This window comes from Amycolatopsis sp. CA-161197 (assembly GCF_050942255.1).
In the GTDB taxonomy this organism is placed as follows: Bacteria; Actinomycetota; Actinomycetes; order Mycobacteriales; family Pseudonocardiaceae; genus Amycolatopsis.
The window spans coordinates 2,693,443-2,711,348 of sequence record NZ_CP192059.1; the positions used below are offsets into that span (position 1 = coordinate 2,693,443).

At 70.6% G+C, this 17,906-nt stretch carries 21 protein-coding genes; 13 read left to right on the top strand and 8 right to left on the bottom strand.

The features are described 5' to 3' along the window. Positions 1–9: 9 nt before the first annotated feature. Positions 10–177, bottom strand: a complete 168-nt coding sequence (locus ACQPXB_RS12925; protein WP_432851736.1) for a DUF397 domain-containing protein — start codon at positions 175–177, stop codon at positions 10–12. After that, entirely contained in the window at positions 174–1,013 is an 840-nt protein-coding gene (locus tag ACQPXB_RS12930; RefSeq protein ID WP_432851738.1) for a helix-turn-helix domain-containing protein, read from the bottom strand. The genes ACQPXB_RS12925 and ACQPXB_RS12930 overlap by 4 nt, the downstream gene beginning before the upstream one ends. Before the next feature lie 119 nt (positions 1,014–1,132). On the opposite strand from ACQPXB_RS12930, the gene ACQPXB_RS12935 reads away from it, so the two are divergent. The 3 genes from ACQPXB_RS12935 to ACQPXB_RS12945 are packed head-to-tail and all read left to right on the top strand — an operon-like array spanning position 1,133 to position 2,736. After that, positions 1,133–1,396, top strand: a complete 264-nt coding sequence (locus ACQPXB_RS12935; RefSeq protein WP_432851740.1) for a zinc finger protein — start codon at positions 1,133–1,135, stop codon at positions 1,394–1,396. 2 nt (positions 1,397–1,398) lie between these two features. Further along, positions 1,399–1,809, top strand: coding sequence for a hypothetical protein (locus tag ACQPXB_RS12940; RefSeq protein ID WP_432851742.1), 411 nt, complete (start codon positions 1,399–1,401; stop codon positions 1,807–1,809). Positions 1,810–1,869: 60 nt separating this feature from the next. Beyond that, complete coding sequence (locus tag ACQPXB_RS12945) at positions 1,870–2,736, top strand: NUDIX domain-containing protein (RefSeq protein WP_432851743.1); 867 nt, start codon at positions 1,870–1,872, stop codon at positions 2,734–2,736. Here ACQPXB_RS12945 and ACQPXB_RS12950 read toward each other — a convergent pair. From ACQPXB_RS12950 to ACQPXB_RS12960, 3 genes are read right to left on the bottom strand one after another with little or no spacing between them, the layout of a single operon-like run. Further along, positions 2,733–3,869, bottom strand: a complete 1,137-nt coding sequence (locus tag ACQPXB_RS12950) for a glutamate--cysteine ligase (protein WP_366583502.1) — start codon at positions 3,867–3,869, stop codon at positions 2,733–2,735. The two genes, ACQPXB_RS12945 and ACQPXB_RS12950, sit on opposite strands and share 4 nt — an antisense overlap. 10 nt (positions 3,870–3,879) lie before the next feature. Continuing rightward, entirely contained in the window at positions 3,880–4,410 is a 531-nt protein-coding gene (locus ACQPXB_RS12955; protein WP_366583501.1) for a hypothetical protein, read from the bottom strand. Further along, positions 4,410–5,174 (bottom strand): alpha/beta hydrolase, encoded by a 765-nt coding sequence (locus ACQPXB_RS12960; protein ID WP_432856597.1) that lies wholly within the window; start codon positions 5,172–5,174, stop codon positions 4,410–4,412. Before ACQPXB_RS12960 ends, ACQPXB_RS12955 begins: the two co-directional genes overlap by 1 nt. Before the next feature lie 221 nt (positions 5,175–5,395). Here ACQPXB_RS12960 and ACQPXB_RS12965 point away from each other — a divergent pair, with 221 nt between their 5' ends. From ACQPXB_RS12965 to ACQPXB_RS12975, 3 genes are read left to right on the top strand one after another with little or no spacing between them, the layout of a single operon-like run. After that, complete coding sequence (locus tag ACQPXB_RS12965; protein WP_366583500.1) at positions 5,396–6,157, top strand: lysophospholipid acyltransferase family protein; 762 nt, start codon at positions 5,396–5,398, stop codon at positions 6,155–6,157. A gap of 17 nt (positions 6,158–6,174) precedes the next feature. Beyond that, positions 6,175–6,663, top strand: a complete 489-nt coding sequence (locus ACQPXB_RS12970; RefSeq protein ID WP_366583499.1) for a polyadenylate-specific 3'-exoribonuclease AS — start codon at positions 6,175–6,177, stop codon at positions 6,661–6,663. Positions 6,664–6,717: 54 nt separating this feature from the next. Continuing rightward, a complete protein-coding gene (locus ACQPXB_RS12975) occupies positions 6,718–7,656 on the top strand; it encodes a S41 family peptidase (RefSeq protein WP_432851746.1) in 939 nt (312 codons plus the stop codon). Positions 7,657–7,658: 2 nt separating this feature from the next. Here the strand turns inward: ACQPXB_RS12975 and ACQPXB_RS12980 are convergent, their stop codons facing one another. After that, positions 7,659–8,750, bottom strand: a complete 1,092-nt coding sequence (locus tag ACQPXB_RS12980) for a 3-deoxy-7-phosphoheptulonate synthase (protein WP_366583497.1) — start codon at positions 8,748–8,750, stop codon at positions 7,659–7,661. Positions 8,751–9,044: 294 nt separating this feature from the next. Here ACQPXB_RS12980 and ACQPXB_RS12985 point away from each other — a divergent pair, with 294 nt between their 5' ends. The 3 genes from ACQPXB_RS12985 to ACQPXB_RS12995 all read left to right on the top strand — a co-directional run bounded on the left by ACQPXB_RS12985 (position 9,045) and on the right by ACQPXB_RS12995 (position 11,442). Continuing rightward, a complete protein-coding gene (locus tag ACQPXB_RS12985) occupies positions 9,045–10,070 on the top strand; it encodes a 6-phosphofructokinase (protein WP_432851748.1) in 1,026 nt (341 codons plus the stop codon). A gap of 91 nt (positions 10,071–10,161) precedes the next feature. Then, complete coding sequence (locus ACQPXB_RS12990; protein WP_432851750.1) at positions 10,162–11,283, top strand: S41 family peptidase; 1,122 nt, start codon at positions 10,162–10,164, stop codon at positions 11,281–11,283. Between the two features lie 9 nt (positions 11,284–11,292). Beyond that, the gene (locus ACQPXB_RS12995; RefSeq protein WP_432851752.1) at positions 11,293–11,442 is read left to right on the top strand and encodes a hypothetical protein; all 150 of its coding nucleotides are present in this window, start codon (positions 11,293–11,295) and stop codon (positions 11,440–11,442) included. On the opposite strand, the gene ACQPXB_RS13000 is transcribed toward ACQPXB_RS12995, so the two are convergent. Further along, on the bottom strand, positions 11,439–12,194 hold the full coding sequence (locus ACQPXB_RS13000; RefSeq protein WP_432851754.1) for a group II truncated hemoglobin: 756 nt from the start codon (positions 12,192–12,194) through the stop codon (positions 11,439–11,441). The genes ACQPXB_RS12995 and ACQPXB_RS13000 overlap by 4 nt on opposite strands. A gap of 70 nt (positions 12,195–12,264) precedes the next feature. Here ACQPXB_RS13000 and ACQPXB_RS13005 point away from each other — a divergent pair, with 70 nt between their 5' ends. The 3 genes from ACQPXB_RS13005 to ACQPXB_RS13015 all read left to right on the top strand — a co-directional run bounded on the left by ACQPXB_RS13005 (position 12,265) and on the right by ACQPXB_RS13015 (position 14,833). Further along, a complete protein-coding gene (locus tag ACQPXB_RS13005; protein WP_432851756.1) occupies positions 12,265–12,606 on the top strand; it encodes a winged helix-turn-helix transcriptional regulator in 342 nt (113 codons plus the stop codon). A gap of 218 nt (positions 12,607–12,824) precedes the next feature. Further along, the gene (locus ACQPXB_RS13010) at positions 12,825–14,057 is read left to right on the top strand and encodes a glycoside hydrolase family 18 protein (RefSeq protein ID WP_432851758.1); all 1,233 of its coding nucleotides are present in this window, start codon (positions 12,825–12,827) and stop codon (positions 14,055–14,057) included. 110 nt (positions 14,058–14,167) lie between these two features. Next, positions 14,168–14,833, top strand: a complete 666-nt coding sequence (locus ACQPXB_RS13015; RefSeq protein ID WP_432851760.1) for a DUF2461 domain-containing protein — start codon at positions 14,168–14,170, stop codon at positions 14,831–14,833. A gap of 423 nt (positions 14,834–15,256) precedes the next feature. Here ACQPXB_RS13015 and ACQPXB_RS13020 read toward each other — a convergent pair whose 3' ends face one another. After that, positions 15,257–16,348, bottom strand: coding sequence for a hypothetical protein (locus ACQPXB_RS13020; RefSeq protein ID WP_432851762.1), 1,092 nt, complete (start codon positions 16,346–16,348; stop codon positions 15,257–15,259). 100 nt (positions 16,349–16,448) lie between these two features. Here ACQPXB_RS13020 and pyk point away from each other — a divergent pair, with 100 nt between their 5' ends. Further along, a complete protein-coding gene (gene pyk, locus ACQPXB_RS13025; RefSeq protein WP_366583489.1) occupies positions 16,449–17,873 on the top strand; it encodes a pyruvate kinase in 1,425 nt (474 codons plus the stop codon). The last annotated feature ends 33 nt before the right edge of the window (positions 17,874–17,906 follow it).

Genomic DNA, 17,906 nt, shown 5'->3' on the forward strand with positions numbered 1-17,906 from the left:
CCGCAACGGTCAGAGGCGTTCCAGGAACGCCCGCCACGCCTCCCCGGCGATCAGCAGGGAGCCGCCCTCGCGGTCCTTGGAGTCGCGCACACCGGCCTCTTCGGAAAGCGTGCGCACTTCGACGCACTCTCCCTGGTTGCCGCTGTAGGACGACGTCCGCCAGACACCTTCGCTCATTCCGCCCGCTCCAACTCGTCTGCGATCTCCGCGATGAGCCGCGCCGTAGCGACAGCGCCCACCGCGTCACGACGGATTCTGTCCGCCGCGTCCAGGTAATCCTTGACGTCTCGCGCGTTGGTCAGGGTAGTCGACGAACGGTACTGCTCGACGTGGACCACGGACGCCGAATCCGAGCGGATGAGGACGAACCCACCGTCTCTCGACGGGTCATAACCGAGCCGGAACGGCAGCACCTGAATGGAGATCTGGGGCAGTTCGGCAACCTCGCACAGGTCTCGCAATTGCCGGACCGCGACATCGCGAGGGCACGCCGGATAGCGGATCGCCTGCTCGCCGATGATCGCCTCGAACCGAGTGGTGCCGGTCAGATAGCCCTGCCGGCGCGCCATGCGCAATTTGAGCCGGTCCTCGATCTGCGCTTCCGTCGACGTGCCGTTGGACATGACTGTGCGGGCGTACTCACTGGTCTGCAACGGCCCCGGGATGAGCGATGGCTGGAACGCGAAGATGCTGTGCGCCACCGACTCGTATTCGGTGACCACGACGAGATCCCGGGCGATGCCGGGGATCAGCCAGTTCGGGTCCGTTCCGCCGCGGAAGAGGCGCAGCGCTTGGCTGGTTTCCTCGCTCGTGGCGCCGGTGACCGTCAGGGTTAGTTCCAGTTCGGCCTGTTCTTCGAACCCGAGTTCACCGCGTTCTCGGCGCGAGATGTGCGAGTGCGACCGCTTCACGAGCTCGGCCACTTGCGGCTGGGTCAGACCGGCGCGCTTGCGAATCCTGCGCAGAAGCGCTCCGAGTTCGACCTGCCGGGGTGTCGCACGTGTGCTGGGCATGCACAGACTCTAGCAGCACACTGACACTACAATCGGGTGTACTAACTTGCATAGTGTGCATGCACACAAAAGACTCACTTCAGCAAAGAATTGGTGGTCGATCAGCCGGGGAGGGCTCTATGTACGTGTGGCAGCAAGCGGAAGGACAGCGTCACGCGAGAGCGGCCGTGCACCTCGGCTCGCTCGATGCCGGGGCGACGTTCGCGGCCTTGTGCGGCTCGGAGCCGACCGTCGGGGAGCACGACATCCACAGCCCCGGCAAACCCTGGCTCGACCCGACTTGCCCGCCGTGCGACGCGGCTTTCCGTCGCGCGCTGGGGATTCCGGACGCGCGCCCGGATGTCGCGTCGCGCCCGGCCGGACTCTCGAAAGCGCGGGGCTGACCATGACCGCACGACTCCGCCTCGCGGGCGAGGGCCCGCAGGACGATCCCGGTGCTGCCGCGCCCGACGCCACGCACACCTCCCCGTCCGCACCACCTGGGGACGCCTCGACCCCTGTCGCCACGTCGGGTGGCGGCAGGGCCACCGCGTCCCGGGGCACTCGTGAACCCCGGCCGGGTGCCCCGGGACTCACCGCTGGTGACCAGCGCGTGTTGCAGGAACTCCTGGACACGGCCGACTCCGTGACCTACGGCCTGTCGATCCGCCTGGCGGGGGTGGTCTTCCGGATCCGGGAGAACCAGCCGCCGAGCCGGCTCGAACTGGAACTGCTGCGCAAGCGCGCGAACCGGCTGAAGGACAACCTCGACGCCTGCACGGCGTTCGTCGCGGAACGGCTCGGCGAACGCGGCTGACGATCACAGTCCTGCACCAGGAGGCTGCGTCCGGCGGGCTTCCTGTGGAAGGCTGGCCGGGTGACGCCGATGACCGCCAACCGCTTCGTGCGGTGTTCGTGCGGACGGCTGCACTGGGGTGCGCACGGCGCGGCCGGGCTGCTCCTGTCCGATCCCGCCCGCGGGGTTCTCCTTCAGCGGCGCGCCTGGTGGGTGCACAACGGCGGCACCTGGGCCCTGCCCGGCGGCGCGCTGGAGACGGGCGAGACCGTGCGCGAGGCGGCGGCCCGCGAGGCGTGGGAAGAGGCCGATGTGCCGAAGACGGCGTTCCGTGCGCTGTCGGCGTCGGTGCTCGACCACGGGACCTGGCGCTACACCACCGTGCTCGGCGTGGCCGACGGTTCGCTCGACGCGCGCGTGGCCAACCAGGAGAGCTCCGAGCTGCGCTGGGTCGCGCCCGAGGACGTGGCCGAGCTGCCGTTGCACCGCGACTTCGCCGAGTCTTGGCCGGGACTGCGTGAACAGCTCGGCCGTGAGCTCGTGCTGGTCGTCGACGGCGCCAACGTGGTGGGCTCCCGGCCCGACGGCTGGTGGCGCGACCGCCGCGGCGCGGCCGAACGCCTGCGCGACCGGCTGGCGAAGCTGGCCGAGCGGGGGATCGCCGACGCGATCGCGGGCATCGGCGCCGGGCCGGCGTGGGAGTGGTGGCCGCGGGTGGTCCTCGTCGTCGAAGGGCAGGCGCGCGGCATCGATCCGGTCACCGGCGTGGAGATCGCGACGGCTCCGGCCGACGGCGACTCGCACATCGTCGAGGTCACCGCGCGGGCCCGGCCGGGCGACCACGTCGTGGTGGTCACGGCCGACCGCGAGCTGCGGTCCCGGGTCACGGCGCTGGGCGCGTCGATCATGGGCCCGGGCACGCTGCTGCGCGAACTGGACGCCGGCTAGCGCGCGATCCCGTCGCGCATCTCCGCGACCAGCGAAGCGACCACGGCTTTGAGGGAACCGTTGTGCTGCTTGGCCACCGCGCGCTGGCGCCGGTAGCTCGGGCCGTACTTCAGGATCGTCTCGACGTCGCGCAGTTCGGCCGCACAGCCGAGCCGTCGCGCGACGGGTTCGAGTTTCTCCAGCAGGTCGGTGAGGTCGTCGGTGACGAGCCGTTCGCGGCCGGCGGCGTCGAGGATGATGATCGCGTCCGTGCCGTAGCGGGCGGCGCGCCACTTGTTCTCCTGCACGTGCCACGGCGGCAACGTCGGGAGCCGCTCGCCGTGGTCGAGGCGCGTGCTGAAGTCCTCGACGAGACACTGCGTGAGCGCCGCGATCGCGCCGACCTCCTCCAGCGTCGGCAGGCCGTCGCACACGCGCATCTCGATCGTGCCGAAGTGCGGCGCGGGCCGGATGTCCCAGCGGATCTCGGAGAAGTGGTCGATCACGCCGGTGGTGAACATGTCGTCGACGTAGTGCTCCAGCTCGGCCCAGTCGCGGAACTGGAACGGCAGCCCGGCGGTGGGCAGCTGCTGGAACATCAGCGCGCGGTTCGACGCGTAGCCGGTGTCCTCCGCGCCCCAGTACGGCGAGGACGCCGAAAGCGCCTGCAGGTGCGGCGCGTAGTTGAGCAGCGCGTCGAGCACCGGCAGCACCTTGTCGCGGTGGTCGAGGCCGACGTGCACGTGGACGCCGTAGATCAGCATCTGCCGGCCCCACCACTGGGTGCGGTCGATGAGCTTGGCGTAGCGCGCCTTGTCGGTCACCTTCTGCCGGTACCAGTTGGAGAACGGGTGCGTGCCCGCCGAGAACAGCTCCACGCCCAGCGGGTCGGTGACCTTGTGCACGACGTCGAGCGACTCGGCCAGATCGGCCTTCACCTCGGCGACGGTGGAGCAGACGCCGCTGATCACCTCGATGGTGTTGAGCAGCAGCTCCTGCTTGATCTTGGGGTGCTCGTCGGCGCCGTCGGGGCGCACCGCGTCGAGGATCCGTTCCGCGACCGAGGCTAGCTCGCCGCTGCGCCGGTCCACCAGGGCCAGCTCCCACTCCGCGCCGATCGTCGAACGCCGCGAAGGACTGAAGTCGATCCGCATACCCGCCCGGTCAGACCTGGGCGCCGTTGGTCGGGTCGGCACCCGGCGGCGGGCCCTGGCGCACCCGCAGCAGCAGGAGCGCGATCGCCGTGGCGAGCGCGAGGATGCCCAGCGGCGTCGCCAGCGCGGGCCCGACGCCGATCAGGTTCGGCACGATCAGCAGCAGCAACCCGACCACGAAGAACAGCAGCACCACGAACGCGCCCTTGCGCGGACGCGGCAGCGGCGGCGGCTCCGGCGGCACGAAGTGCTCGTCGTCCTCGGCCGGGTCGTCGCTGAACATCGTGGCGTCCCACGTGGTGCCGCCGGTGCGCCAGTTGTCGGCCTCGGGTGCCTTCTCGGGCTTGTCGGGCTTCGGGTCGGTCTTGGCGACCGGCGGCGGGGACGGGTCGCCGGCCTGTTCGCCCGCCGTGTCGTCGGCGAGCTCGAGCGCGTCCTCTTCGAGGAACAGACCCACGCCCTCGGCACGCAGGTCGGCCACGATCTCGGCGAACGTGGCGTCGACGTCCTCGGGCCCGTCCGTGCCTTTCCCCCGGGTCATCAGGCACCCACCTGTCCCGCCCGCAGCGCCCGGGCGAAGTCGACACTGCGGCTGAAGATCAGTTCCGCGTCGTTGTCCTGAGTGGCGACGTGGAAGCTGTTCTCGAGCACCACCTCGGTCACGTCCGTGCTGGCGACGCCGGCCAGCACGATCCGCGAGTTCTCGGGCTCCACCACGCGGTCGACGCGGGAGTGGAGCAGCAGCACCGGCTGCGTGACCTTGCCCAGGTCGGCGCGCACGATCTTCCACAGGCGCGCCAGGCTCGCGGCGGCGCGCACCGGCGTGCGCGGGTAGGCCAGCTCCGTGACGCCGGGCTTGGCGATGTCGTTGGCGATCGCGGGGATCGACGGGATCACGCGCGCGAGCAGCGGCAGCACCTTCGCGTCGGCGCTCAGCCGCGTGACCGACGGGTTGACCAACACGATCCCGGCGATCCGGTCGCCGAACTCCTCGGCCAGCCGCAGCGTGAGCGTGCCACCCATCGACAACCCGCCGACGAACACGGTGTCGTTTTCGGCCAGCAGGGCGAGCAGCTCTTCGCGGACGGCGCCGTACCAGTCTTCCCACGTGGTCCGGTTCAGGTCCTGCCAGCGCGTGCCGTGGCCCGGCAGCAGCGGGCAGCGCACGCTGAACCCGGCCTCGGCCAGGTGGTCGCCCCAGGCCCGCAGGCCGGCCGGCGTCCCGGTGAAGCCGTGGCACAGCAGGAACCCGGCCCCGGAGGAACCGGTGTGGGCGAACGGTTCCGCGCCGGCGAGCACGCCCATGACGAACGCCCTTCCGATCGAAGCGGTGTAGGTCTTCCATGCTCTCACGGTCGAGTGGTCTTGTGGGGCCCCGGCCGGTGCCCGGAACTGCCTGGTACCGCTGTGAGATCGATCGCTGCCACCCAGTAGCGGCTCGTCCCGCATTGTGCGCACACCTGGAGGTTTCGTAGGCTTGACCACTGGGAACTCGGACGTCGAGCCTCGGGAAGGACTAGAGCGCGGTGCTGTACTGGCTCATGAAGTTCGTGTTCATCGGACCACTGCTCAAGACGCTGTGGCCGACGAAGGTCGTCGGCGCCGAAAACATCCCGGAGGACGGCGGCGCGATCCTCGCCGGCAACCACCTGGCCGTGGCCGACTCCTTTTTCATGCCGCTGCGCGTGAAGCGCAAGGTCACGTTCCCGGCGAAGTCGGAGTACTTCACCGAGCCGGGCTTCAAGGGCCTGCTCAAGAAGTGGTTCTTCACCGGCGTCGGCCAGTTCCCCATCGACCGCTCCAGCGGCAACGCGGCGCAGGCCGCGCTCGACACCGCCATCCGCCTCGTGAAGCAGGGCCACCTGCTCGGCATCTACCCCGAGGGCACGCGCTCGCCCGACGGCCGCCTGTACAAGGGCAAGACCGGCGTCGCCCGCATCGCGCTGGAGTCGAAGGGCGTGGTCGTGCCCGTCGCCATGGTCGGCACGGACAAGGTCAACCCGATCGGCTCCAAGATGTGGTGGCCCCGCCGCCTCGAGATCCGCTTCGGCGCGCCGCTCGACTTTTCCCGCTACGACGGCCTGGCCGGCGACCGCTTCATCGAGCGTTCGATCACCGACGAGATCATGTACGCCCTGATGGAACTCTCGGGCCAGGAGTACGTGGACATCTACGCGGCGAAGGCCAAGGAGCTGCTCGCCGCCGAGGCCGCGGGCGCCAAGCCGAAGGTGCCTGCACAGCCGTCGGGCCGCGACGCCGACCGGGTCCCGGAGACCAAGGCCGGCTAGGCCACTAGAGTTCACCGGTGCGTTTTTTCTACGACACCGAGTTCATCGAGGACGGCGTGACGATCGACCTGGTTTCGATCGGTGTCGTTGACGAGCGCGGCCGCGAGTTCTACGCCGTGTCGACCGACTTCGACCCCGCCAAGGCGGGCCCGTGGGTGCGCGACAACGTGCTGCCCAAGCTGCCCTCGCCCGCGGACCAGGCGTGGCGCAGCCGTTCCCAGATCCGCACGGACCTGCTCGAGTTCTTCGGCAAGCCCCCGGGCGGCATCGAACTGTGGGCCTGGTTCGCCGCCTACGACCACGTCGCGCTCGCCCAGCTGTGGGGCCCCATGCCGGCGTTGCCGCGCCAACTGCCCCGCTTCACCCGCGACCTGCGCCAACGCTGGGAAGACGCGGGCAAACCGAAGCTGCCTTTGGCGCCCACGGATCAGCACGACGCGCTTGCCGACGCGAAACACAACCTGCAACGCTGGGAAGTCATCGAGCCGGCGTTCCGGCGCCGCTGAGTTTTCTTCCTGGGGGAGTTCTGGGTGCGTCGGGTTCTTGCTGGGCTCGTGGTCTTGGTTCTCGTACTCGGCCTGGCCACCGCCGCGACGGCCCCGCCACCGAACCCGGCACGCGACTACCTGCTCAACGCCATCGGCCTGCTCCGCGCTCACTCGATCGACCGGGACTCCGTCGACTGGCCGGCTGCGGAAGCCGACGCCCTGCGCCGAATCGCGGGCGTGACGGAGCCGGCGGGCACGTACTCGGCGATCCGCAACGTGATCGCCGAGCTGGGCAATCACCACACCAGCTTGGTCGGCCCGGCGCAGGCCGTGCCCGCGCCACCGGCGACTGTCGCCGTCCCGAGCAGCCGCACCCACGGTGACGTGGCCGTGCTGACGGTGCCCGAGTTCCACCTGAACCCGGCCGCGGAAGGCCGTTATGTCGCCGCGGGGGTGGCCGCCCTCCGCTCCGCCGACGCGAGCCACCCGTGCGGCTGGATCGTCGACCTGCGCGACAACGGCGGCGGCGACATGCACCCGATGCTCACCGTCGTCACCCCACTGCTCGACGACGGCGTGCTGGGCTCCTTCGCGGGCCCGGACGGCTCGACCCCCTGGACCCTGCACGCCGGCCGCATCACCATCGGCACGGCGCCGGTAGCCGAAACCAACCCGTTGCGCCTGGCCAACCCCAGGCCGCCGGTCGCCGTCCTCACCTCGGCCCGCACCGGCAGCTCCGGCGAAGCGACCCTCATCGCCTTCCGCGGCCTCGCCCGCGCACGGACCTTCGGCCAGCCCACCGCGGGCTTCGCGACCGGCAACGCGGTGTTTCCGCTGAGCGACGGCGCCCAACTGCTGATCACGTCGGTCGTGGACGTCGACCGGACCGGCCGCGCCTACAGCAACACCCCCATCGAACCCGACCACCCACTACCCGCGACCGCGACCACCGACGAGGTGATCGCGGCCGCGTCAGCGTGGCTCCACACTCAACCCGGCTGCGCTAACTGACTTCAGCGCCGAGCCCGCACCGCACCAGCCAACGTGTCCAGCAGATCCGCCGTCGTGTCCCAGTCGAGGCACGCGTCGGTGATCGACTGGCCGTACGTGAGCTCCGAAGCGTGCCCCAGCACCAGCTTCTGGGCGCCCGCCGTCAGGAAGCTCTCCATCATCAGCCCGACGATCCCGCGTTCGCCCGAGGCGATCCGGTCGGCCAGCTCCAGCACGACCTCGCGGGAGCGGACGTGGTCCTTGTTGCTGTTGCCGTGGCTCGCGTCGATGATCACGCGTTCGGGCAGGCCCGACTTGGCCAGCCGGCCGAGGGTCTCGGTGACCGAGGCGGCGTCGTAGTTCGGGCCCTGGGAGCTGCCGCGCAGGATGACGTGGCAGTCGGGGTTGCCGGAGGTGGTCAGCAGGGCCGCGAGGCCGTCGGTGTTGATGCCCGGGAACACGTGCGACGCGGCGGCCGCGCGGGTGGCGTCCACCGCAACCTGGATGTCGCCCTCCACCGAGTTCTTGATGCCCACCGGCATCGACAGCGCGCTGCACATCTGGCGGTGCACCTGGCTCGCCGCCGTGCGCGCGCCGATGGAGCCCCACGTGACGATGTCGGCGATGAACTGCGGCGTGATCGGGTCCAGGAACTCGCAGCCCACCGGCAGGCCGAGCGCCGACACGTCGAGCAGCAGCTTGCGGGCCAGGCGCAGGCCCTTGTTGACGGCGAAGGTGCCGTCGAGGTCGGGGTCGTTGATCAGGCCCTTCCAGCCCAGCGTGGTGCGCGGCTTCTCGAAGTACACGCGCATCACGATGTGCAGGTCGGCGCGCAGTTCTTCGGCCTTGGCGGCCAGCTTGTGGGCGTACTCGATCGCGGCTTCCGGGTCGTGGACCGAGCACGGGCCCACGACCACGGCGAGGCGGTCGTCGCGGCCGTCGAGGATGTCGACGGTCTCGGTGCGGCCGGCGTGTACGACCTTCGCCACGGCGGCGTCCACGGGATGGTCTTCGCGCAGTAAGGCGGGGGAGATCAGCGGGCTGATCGACGTGGTGCGCTGGTTGTCGAGGGTGCTCGCGTCGGCGGGCCCGGCGGTCAGCTGCGGGGTGGTCACGGCGGGTGGGTTCCTTCCTGGTGGACACCGACCCGCGGTAATTCGCCGAGCCGGTTTTCGAATCCGGCTCGGGGTGGGGGCTCAGCGCAGGTTCACGCCGCCGTGCCCACCCGGGGCCGGCTTCGTAAACCAGAAATAGCGCTGCACGCCGATCAAGTTAGCACACGCGGCCGCCGCCGGGGCGCGAGGACCGATTCGCCAGGTGGTACGCCCTGCACCGATCCAGACGATTGCCGCTACTCTGGCGGCGAAATGTGACTGCGATCTCCAACGTGACGAAGACGGAGGCAAGAGATGCGTGTCGGTGTGCTGACGGGTGGCGGTGACTGCCCGGGCCTGAACGCGGTGATCCGCGCGGTGGTCCGCAAGGGCATCGAGGTGCACGGCTGGGACTTCACGGGCTTCCGCAACGGGTGGCAGGGGCCGCTCACGGGCGAGAGCAAGCCGCTGGGCCTGCGCGACGTCGAGGACATCCTCACGCGCGGCGGCACGATCCTGCGCTCGTCGCGGACCAACCCGTACAAGGTCGAGGGCGGCGTCGAGAAGATCAAGGCCGTGCTCGCCGAGCAGGAGATCGACGCGCTGATCGCGATCGGCGGCGAGGACACCCTCGGCGTCGCGAAGCGCCTCACCGACGACGGCATCGGCGTCGTCGGCGTGCCCAAGACGATCGACAACGACCTGGGCGCCACCGACTACACGTTCGGCTTCGACACCGCCGTCTCCATCGCCACCGAGGCGATCGACCGGCTCCACACCACGGCCGAGTCGCACCACCGCGCGCTGGTCGTGGAGGTCATGGGCCGCCACGCCGGCTGGATCGCCCTGCACTCGGGCCTCGCCGGCGGCGCCAGCGTGATCCTGGTGCCGGAGCGCCATTTCTCCGTGGACCAGGTCGTGGAGTGGGTCGAGCGCCGCTTCGAGAACGAGTACGCGCCGATCATCGTCGTCGCCGAGGGCGCGCTGCCCGAGGGCGGCGAGGAGAAGCTGGTCACGGGCGAGAAGGACGCCTTCGGGCACGTCCGCCTCGGCGGCATCGGCACCTGGCTGGCCGACGAGATCGCCCACCGCACCGGCAAGGAGTCGCGCGCGGTCGTGCTGGGCCACGTGCAGCGCGGCGGCACCCCGACCGCGTACGACCGCGTGCTCGCGACCCGCTTCGGCCTGCATGCCGTGGACGCGGTGGCCGACGGCGACTTCGGCGTGATGGTGGCGCTGAAGGGCACCGACATCGTGCGCGTGAAGCTGTCCGAGGCGACCGAAGAGCTGAAGACGGTGCCGCTGGAGCGTTACGAAGAGGCCGAAGTCTTCTTCGGCTGAGTCTTTCCGCGCCGGGTGGGGCCAGCCCCACCCGGCGCGCGGGGGTACGCGGGATTCCCGGTCGCGGTTGTGGATCATTACGGTCGCTGCCATGCGCATTCTCTTGGCGGGCTTGGCTTTTCTCTCGGCCGTGGTGGTTCCCTCGTCCGCTGTGGACGGTGTGTGGCGGACCGAGGGCTACGGGCAGCTCGTGCGGATCTCGGGTGGCCGACTGACCACCTACGACGTCACCGCGGTCAGCTGCCTGCCGGGTTCGCTGACCGGAACCGGAGACGGGACGACGTTCGCCACGAACGAAGGCACCGTCGCGACCGTCCGAGGCGGCACGCTGAGCTTCGACGGTGACCTGGGTGTCCGGTCGCTGCACCGCGTGCCAGGCGGGCTGCCCGCTGCGTGTTCGGCGCCGCCGGACCGGAGTCCGCTGGCCACGTTCGACGTTTTCTGGCACACGTACGCCGAGAACTACCCGTTCTTCGCGGCCAAGGGCGTCGACTGGCCGGCTCAGGGGAGGGCGGCCCGCGCCGAGGTCGCCGCGCACCCGGACCGGCTGTGCGACGTCCTTTGTGGACTGATCACACCGCTGCACGACTCGCACGTCGGCCTGCTCACGCCGGATCGCCGCTGCACCTCGACGCGGCCGGGCACGCCGGACCCCTCGATCATCCCGCGGGCGGTCGCCGTCACGGATGCCGCTCTCGGTGTTCCGGCGCGGAGCTGGGCGGAGGGTGCGATCACGTACGCGGAATTGCCGGGCGGCGTCGGTTATCTGCGGATCACGGGTTTCCAGGGCTACACGGACACCTTCGCCGGCGACCGGCAGGTCCTGGCCGGCGCGCTGGACGAGATCTTCACCCCGTCGCGGGTCCGGTCGCTGCGCGGACTGGTGCTGGACCTGCGCGCGAACGGCGGTGGCGCCGACGCCCTGGGCCTGGACGTCGCGGCGCGGTTGACCGACACACCGCACTTCGCCTACGCCAAGCGTGCCCGCGACGGTGCCGGTTTCACCGTTCCCCAGCCGGTTTTCGTGCACCCGTCAACCGGACCGCACTACACCGGTCCGCTCGCCGTCCTCGTGGGGAGCCTGGACGTGTCGGCGGGAGAGACCTTCACCCAGGCCCTGCTCAACCGCACGCCCTGGCCGGTGCTGATCGGCGAGAACACCCAGGGCGTCTACTCCGACACCATGGACCGCACCCTGCCCCAGCCGGGCTGAACGGCCGTCGTGCCCAACGAGGAGTACCTCGACCCGCACGGGCGCACGTACGACGGTGCCGGCATCGCGCCGGACATCCGCACGCCGGTGTTCACGCCCGCCGAGCTCGCGGCCGGCAGCGACACCGCCCTGGCCACGGCTCGGCGGCTACTCGGCTAGGACCCTTGCCACGGCGGCATCGTCCAGTCCCAGTGCGGTACCGGTTCGTCCGTCGCCGGCTCGGCGCCGGGCGCGGAGAACAGGACGGCCAGCCGGCTGCCCCACTCCAGATACCCGGCGAACGCGGCGCGGAACTCCGGGTCGGCGGGCAGACCGGTCTCGTCGGCGGCGTCGAGCAGCAGCGACACCCACCGGCGGCGCTGCTCCTCGGTGATTCCGCGGCCCAGGTGCCGGCCGATCATGTGCGGGTGCCCGCCGTGGTGGGCGGTGTAGTCGGCCGGGCCGCCGAGCACTTCGCCGAGCCAGACCGCGACGTGCTCGGCGTGGTGGGCGTCCATGCCGCGGAACACCGGTTCCAGCAGCGGGTCTTCGGGCACGCGGCGGTAGAAGGCCTCGGTCAGGCGCCCGAGCGCGGGGGCGCCGCCGGCCCATTCGTACAGCGTGGGCGGGCGGGGGCCGCTGACGGCCGTCGGCTCGTAGTGGCGCATCTCGTCGAGGTCGCCGACGTAGTCGCGGATCGCCGCGAAGAACGGCGGGAAGTGCGGGCCGCGGCGGAAGCCTTCGAGGTGCGCCTCGGCCGAGGTCCAGCGGATCGCGAGCACGTAGCGCGTAGGGTCTTCGACGCAGCGGCTGAGGTCGTAGCCGACGCACTGGGGCGCCTTCTCGAGCGAGCCGGCCGCGTCGGCGTACGCGGCGTCGAACGCCGCCGCACGGTCGGGCGGGATGGTGTAGCGCAGGTATTCCACAATCATGAGGCCAGCAGAGCGCACCCGGCGCGGGCGGGCAACCACGTACTTTCCAGTGCGTAGCGAGGAGGCCGTGATGGCGGGCAGGCGGTACTGGTGCCCGGTGGAGCTCACCGTCGACGTCATCGGCGGCCGCTGGAAGCCGGTGATCCTCGCGCACCTCAAGGAGGGCGTGCACCGCTACGGCGAGCTGCGCCGCCGCATGCCGGGCATCAGCGAGAAGATGCTCACCCAGCAGCTCCGCGAGCTCACCGCCGACGGCCTCGTGCACCGCCAGTCCCTCGACGGCCGCGTCCCCCACGTCGAATACCGCCTCACCGCGGACGGCGAAGCCCTCGGCCCGGCGCTCACCGCCCTGTACGCCTGGGGCGAACGCCGTGCGGCGGCCGCGGGGATCACGTTCGAGACGCCTGCCTGACGAGTCCGGCTCGGCCGCCGCACAGACCGCCAGACGCAGGTGGTCGCCGCACCGTCACCAGGTCGTCCTCGCTCCGCGCGTGATCGACATCAGCGGTCGAATTGTCCGGTTGATTCCCTGGACTGGACCATTGACCTATTGGTCTAGTCCACTTACGGTGTGAGAGTCCCCACTGTCCCCGTTCGGTCACCTGGTGTGACTCCCCGAAGGGAGCCGGCATGCCCCGTCCGCGCAGGAAGAGCTTCTTGGCGCTCGTCAGCCTGGCCAGCGCCGCACTCGCCTTGGCGGCCGTGGCCGCCCCTGTGTCCACCGCCGCCACAGCAGCGCCGGCCGCCCCGCAGGCGTCGGTCGGGAAGGTGGTCGGCTACTTCACCGAGTGGGGTGTGTACGACCGCAACTACCACGTGAAGAACGTCGAGACCTCCGGCTCCGCCGCGAAGCTCACGCACATCAACTACGCGTTCGGCAACGTCACCAACGGCGGCTGCGCCATGGTCGACACCTACGCCGACTACCAGAAGACCTACGACGCCGCGGGCAGTGTCGACGGCGTGGCGGACACGTGGGACCAGCCGCTCGCGGGCAACTTCAACCAGTTGAAGAAGCTCAAGGCCAAGCATCCCGGCCTCAAGGTGCTGTGGTCGTTCGGCGGCTGGACCCTGTCCGGCGGGTTCGCCCAGGCCGCGCAGAACCCCACCGCGTTCGCGAACTCCTGCTACAACCTCGTGAACGACCCGCGCTGGGCCGGGGTGTTCGACGGCATCGACATCGACTGGGAGTACCCGAACGCCTGCGGTCTGAGCTGCGACTCCAGCGGTCCGGCCGCGTTCAGGACCCTGATGTCCGCGCTGCGCGCCAAGTTCGGCTCGTCGAAGCTCGTCACCGCGGCGATCACGGCCGACGGCACCAACGGCGGCAAGATCGACGCCGCCGACTACGCGGGCGCCGCGCAGTACGTGAACTGGTACAACGTGATGACCTACGACTACTTCGGCGCGTTCGCGGCACAGGGCCCGACGGCTCCGCACTCGCCCCTGACCTCCTACGCCGGCATCCCCACCGCCGGCTTCTACTCCGACGCGGCGATCCAGAAGCTGAAGAGCAAGGGCGTGCCGGCGTCGAAGCTGTTGCTGGGCATCGGGTTCTACGGCCGCGGCTGGACCGGCGTCACCCAGAGCGCTCCCGGCGGCACGGCCACCGGCCCGGCGAAGGGCAAGTTCGAGGACGGCATCGAGGACTACAAGGTCCTGAAGTCGAGCTGCCCGTCGACCGGCACGATCGCGGGCACCGCGTACGCCAAGTGCGGGTCGAACTGGTGGAGCTACGACACCCCGTCGACGATCGGCGGCAAGATCAGCTACGCGAAGCAGCAGGGCCTCGGCGGCGCCATGGTGTGGGAGCTGTCCGGTGACACGGCCAACGGCGAGCTGGTGACGGCTGTCGCGAAGTGATCGCTTCCGGTGCGGCCGGCGGCGCAGGGGCGCGCCGGCCGCACCGGGTCCCCAGGCACCGACCCGCTCCGGCGGAGAAACTGTCGGTGGGGCGGATTATCGTGCTGGGCGTGAAGTTCACGGGATTCGGTGAGTACGCCGTCGATTTCTACGACGGGCTCGAGGCCGACAACTCCAAGTCCTATTGGGACCAGCACGTCGCCACCTACAAGTCCGACGTGCGCGAGCCGATGGAGGCCCTGCTCAAGGAGCTGGAGCCGGAGTTCGGCGACGGTTTCGGCGAGGGCAAGGTGTTCCGGCCCTACCGCGACGTGCGCTTCGCGAAGGACAAGACCCCGTACAAGACCCACTGCGGCGGCGTCATCGAGTCGGGCCGCGGCGGCGGCGCCTACTACGTCGAGCTGAGCCCCGCGGGCCTGCGCGTCGGCGGCGGCTGCTTCCACCTCGCCTCCGACCAGATCGCCCGCTTCCGCACGGCCGTCGACACGGAGCTCCACGGCCCCGCCCTGGAACAGATCCTGGCCAAACTCGAGCGCGCCGGCTTCGACATCCTCGGCGACCGCCTCAAGTCCCGCCCCCGCGGCTTCGCCGAGGACCACCCCCGCCTCGACCTGCTGCGCTACCGCTCCGTGTACGCCGCCCGCTCCTGGGAACCCGCCGACTTCCTCCACGAACGCGAGGCCTTCGACCGCGTCCGCAAGTCCTGGCGCCAGCTGCGCGCCTTCAACGAGTGGGCCCGCGACCACGTCGGGCCGAGCGAACAGCCGCGCCGCTAGCCCCGGTCAACGGGGGAGCGAACTGCCGGACCGGAGGGGCGGTGCGCGGAACGGCCACGCGACCTCTCGGGCGGCCGCACAACGTCGGTTCGGGCTGCCGGCTCCGAAGTTGCCGGCGTTGGGAGGTTTTGGGCCGCCGAGCCGGGCTTATGCCGAACAGGCGCGCCGCTAGGGCTGGTCAGCGGGAGTGGCAGACCTTGCCTCGATATCGCCGCGGGACTGGGTGAGCGGGCATCGCGACCCGGTCCCACCGGCGGCCGTCGGTGGTGGTCTCGGCTGGTCGGCGAGCGATCTCACCGTTGGCGGGGAGCAGGTCGCGCCAGCCTGTGCAGTGGCGTGGGCCGCTGGAGTCCGTGAGTCGGCATCGCGGGTGCCGCCGGTCTTGCCGGCCGCGCTCGGCGGGGCGGCGGGCGACCGCACCCGTCAACGGGGGAGCGGGTACCGCCAAACCTTGCTCCCCGACCCCGTCGTCGTGGCGAGCAGCAGGTCGGGGCCGTCGGCGAGCAACGCCAGCGACTCGGCGGGCTCGGGAAGCGGCAGCTCCGCGAAGTCCTCGCAGTGGCGCCCGACGCGCCACAAGCGGGGCCGGCCGTCGACCTTCACTGCGACGTCCAGGTGGCCCGACGCGTCCACCGTCAGGCCGGTCACCTCCAGCAGTTGCGAAGGCGGAATCACCGGTCCGCCCGCGAAGGCCGTCCACGGAGGGCCCGTCCAGCACGCCAGGCGTTGCTCGGCGGTCGTTCCCGCGGCGGTGCAGCCGGAGGTGCAGCTGATCTGCCAGGCAGTGGCCGACGCGGAGGGCGAAGGCAGGTCCACCCGCTGCCACGCCGATCCGTCGCGGGAGGTCCACGCCACCGGGTGCACGGAGAGTCCCGACCGCGCATCGCCGACGGCCATGTAGTCCTGTCCGTCGAAAGCGGCGGCCAGGGCGCGGGTCTGGTCGCCGGCGGTGCTGAGCAGCGCAGGGTCCTCCCGCAAAGCCCAAGAAGCGCCGTCCGCCGAAGCCCACGCCGCCGCGCCGACCCCGCCGGACCGGTGGTCCCACTGGCCGGTCAGCAGGTAACCCGCGGGTGACACCGCCGTGCCCGACGTCGTCACCGCCCGCTCGCCGCCGAGCAACTCCACGGGCTGCTCGTGCTCGGTCAGCCCGTCGGTCACCGACCCGGTCCAGATCGTCGGGCGCGGGTTGGCGTGGGCGCCGCCGTACGCGGAGCCCAGCGCGAGCAGCCGGGGACCCGAGGCGGCGGGCAGCGTCAGCTCCGCCTGCCGGCCGTAACCCGTCGCCGGGAAAAGGGGTATCGCGGCGCCGTTCAGCCACGCCGCCGGAGCCCGTCCGGAAGGCCCCGGCACCGAGCCGGTCATGACGATTCCCGATGAAGTTCGGACGAATCCCAGTACGCGCGTACCGGAAATCGGCAGGTCAACCGGGCGCCACGGCGGCTCCGCGGGCGCGGAACAGGCCCCGACCAGGGTGAACGCCGCGATCGCGACCACCAGCCGGCGAACCACCGTCATAACCACGGAGGTTAGTCATCTGAATGGTTTCTGAACACTTCCTCCGAACTTTCGGTATCGGTACAGACGTGCGGGGGATGAGGGACTACTCTCATCGAACGTGAGCCGACGCGCGAAGATCGTTTGTACGCTGGGTCCCGCGACCTCCACACCGGAGAAGATGCGGGCACTCGTCGACGCCGGAATGGACGTCGCGAGGATGAACTTCAGCCACGGAAGCCACAGCGACCACAAGCAGGTCTACGACCTGGTCCGGGCCGCTGCGGCCGAGAGTGGCCGGGCGGTGGGCATCCTCGCCGACCTGCAGGGCCCGAAGATCCGCCTGGGCACCTTCGCCAGCGGCTCGGCCGAGTGGCACACGGGCGACGTCGTCCGGATCACCGTCGAGGACGTGGTGGGCACGCACGACCGCGTCTCGACCACCTACAAGGGCCTCGCGAAGGACGCCAAGCCGGGCGACCGCCTCCTGGTGGACGACGGCAAGGTCGGCCTCGTGGTCAAGGGTGTCGAGGGCCAGGACGTGGTCTGCGAGGTCACCGAAGGCGGCCCCGTCAGCAACAACAAGGGCGTCTCGCTCCCGGGCATGGACGTGTCCGTGCCCGCGCTGAGCGAGAAGGACATCGAGGACCTCGAGTTCGCGCTGCACCTGGGCGTCGACTTCATCGCGCTGTCGTTCGTGCGCTCGCCGGCCGACATCGACCTGGTCCACCAGGTCATGGACCGCGTCGGCAAGGGCCGGCTGCCGGTGGTCGCGAAGATCGAGAAGCCCGAGGCCGTCTACAACCTCGAGGCGATCGTGCTGGCCTTCGACGCGGTGATGGTCGCCCGCGGCGACCTCGGCGTCGAGCTGCCGCTGGAGCAGGTGCCGCTGGTCCAGAAGCGCGCCATCCAGATCTGCCGCGAGAACGCGAAGCCGGTCATCGTCGCGACGCAGATGCTCGAGTCGATGATCAACAACTCCCGGCCGACCCGCGCCGAGGCCTCCGACGTCGCCAACGCGGTGCTCGACGGCACCGACGCCGTGATGCTCTCGGGCGAGACCAGCGTCGGGCGCTACCCGATCGAGACGGTCCAGACGATGGGCCGCATCGTCGAGGCGGTCGAGACCGACTCGCCGGTCGTCCCGCCGCTCACGCACGTCCCGCGCACCAAGCGCGGCGTGATCTCCTACGCCGCCCGCGACATCGGCGAGCGGCTCAACGCCAAGGCGCTCGTCGCGTTCACCCAGTCCGGCGACACCGTGCGCCGCCTGGCCCGCCTGCACACGCGGCTGCCGCTGATGGCGTTCACGCCGGAGGACTGCGTGCGCAGCCAGCTGTCGATGACCTGGGGCACGGTGACCACGATCGTGCCGCGCGTCGACTCCACCGACCAGATGATCCACCAGGTCGACCAGGCGATGCTCGCGATGGGCAAGTACCAGCGTGGCGACCTCGTGGTGATCGTGGCCGGCTCCCCGCCCGGGACCGTCGGCTCCACGAACCTGATCCACGTGCACCGCCTCGGTGAAGACGACCACGCATAAGGGACGAGCTTCATGCCGACCGAATAGGGTTCG

Coding starts and splice junctions, on each gene's coding strand:
- ACQPXB_RS12960 (WP_432856597.1), bottom strand. CDS start 5,174: ATGGGCGTGCTCGCCGGCGCGGAACCGTTCGCCCACACCGGTTCCTCC.
- ACQPXB_RS12925 (WP_432851736.1), bottom strand. CDS start 177: ATGAGCGAAGGTGTCTGGCGGACGTCGTCCTACAGCGGCAACCAGGGA.
- ACQPXB_RS12955 (WP_366583501.1), bottom strand. CDS start 4,410: ATGACCCGGGGGAAAGGCACGGACGGGCCCGAGGACGTCGACGCCACG.
- ACQPXB_RS13020 (WP_432851762.1), bottom strand. CDS start 16,348: ATGACGGTGGTTCGCCGGCTGGTGGTCGCGATCGCGGCGTTCACCCTG.
- ACQPXB_RS13000 (WP_432851754.1), bottom strand. CDS start 12,194: ATGATTGTGGAATACCTGCGCTACACCATCCCGCCCGACCGTGCGGCG.
- ACQPXB_RS12985 (WP_432851748.1), top strand. CDS start 9,045: ATGCGTGTCGGTGTGCTGACGGGTGGCGGTGACTGCCCGGGCCTGAAC.
- ACQPXB_RS12930 (WP_432851738.1), bottom strand. CDS start 1,013: ATGCCCAGCACACGTGCGACACCCCGGCAGGTCGAACTCGGAGCGCTT.
- ACQPXB_RS12940 (WP_432851742.1), top strand. CDS start 1,399: ATGACCGCACGACTCCGCCTCGCGGGCGAGGGCCCGCAGGACGATCCC.
- ACQPXB_RS13005 (WP_432851756.1), top strand. CDS start 12,265: ATGGCGGGCAGGCGGTACTGGTGCCCGGTGGAGCTCACCGTCGACGTC.
- ACQPXB_RS12950 (WP_366583502.1), bottom strand. CDS start 3,869: ATGCGGATCGACTTCAGTCCTTCGCGGCGTTCGACGATCGGCGCGGAG.
- ACQPXB_RS12935 (WP_432851740.1), top strand. CDS start 1,133: ATGTACGTGTGGCAGCAAGCGGAAGGACAGCGTCACGCGAGAGCGGCC.
- ACQPXB_RS12990 (WP_432851750.1), top strand. CDS start 10,162: ATGCGCATTCTCTTGGCGGGCTTGGCTTTTCTCTCGGCCGTGGTGGTT.
- ACQPXB_RS13010 (WP_432851758.1), top strand. CDS start 12,825: ATGCCCCGTCCGCGCAGGAAGAGCTTCTTGGCGCTCGTCAGCCTGGCC.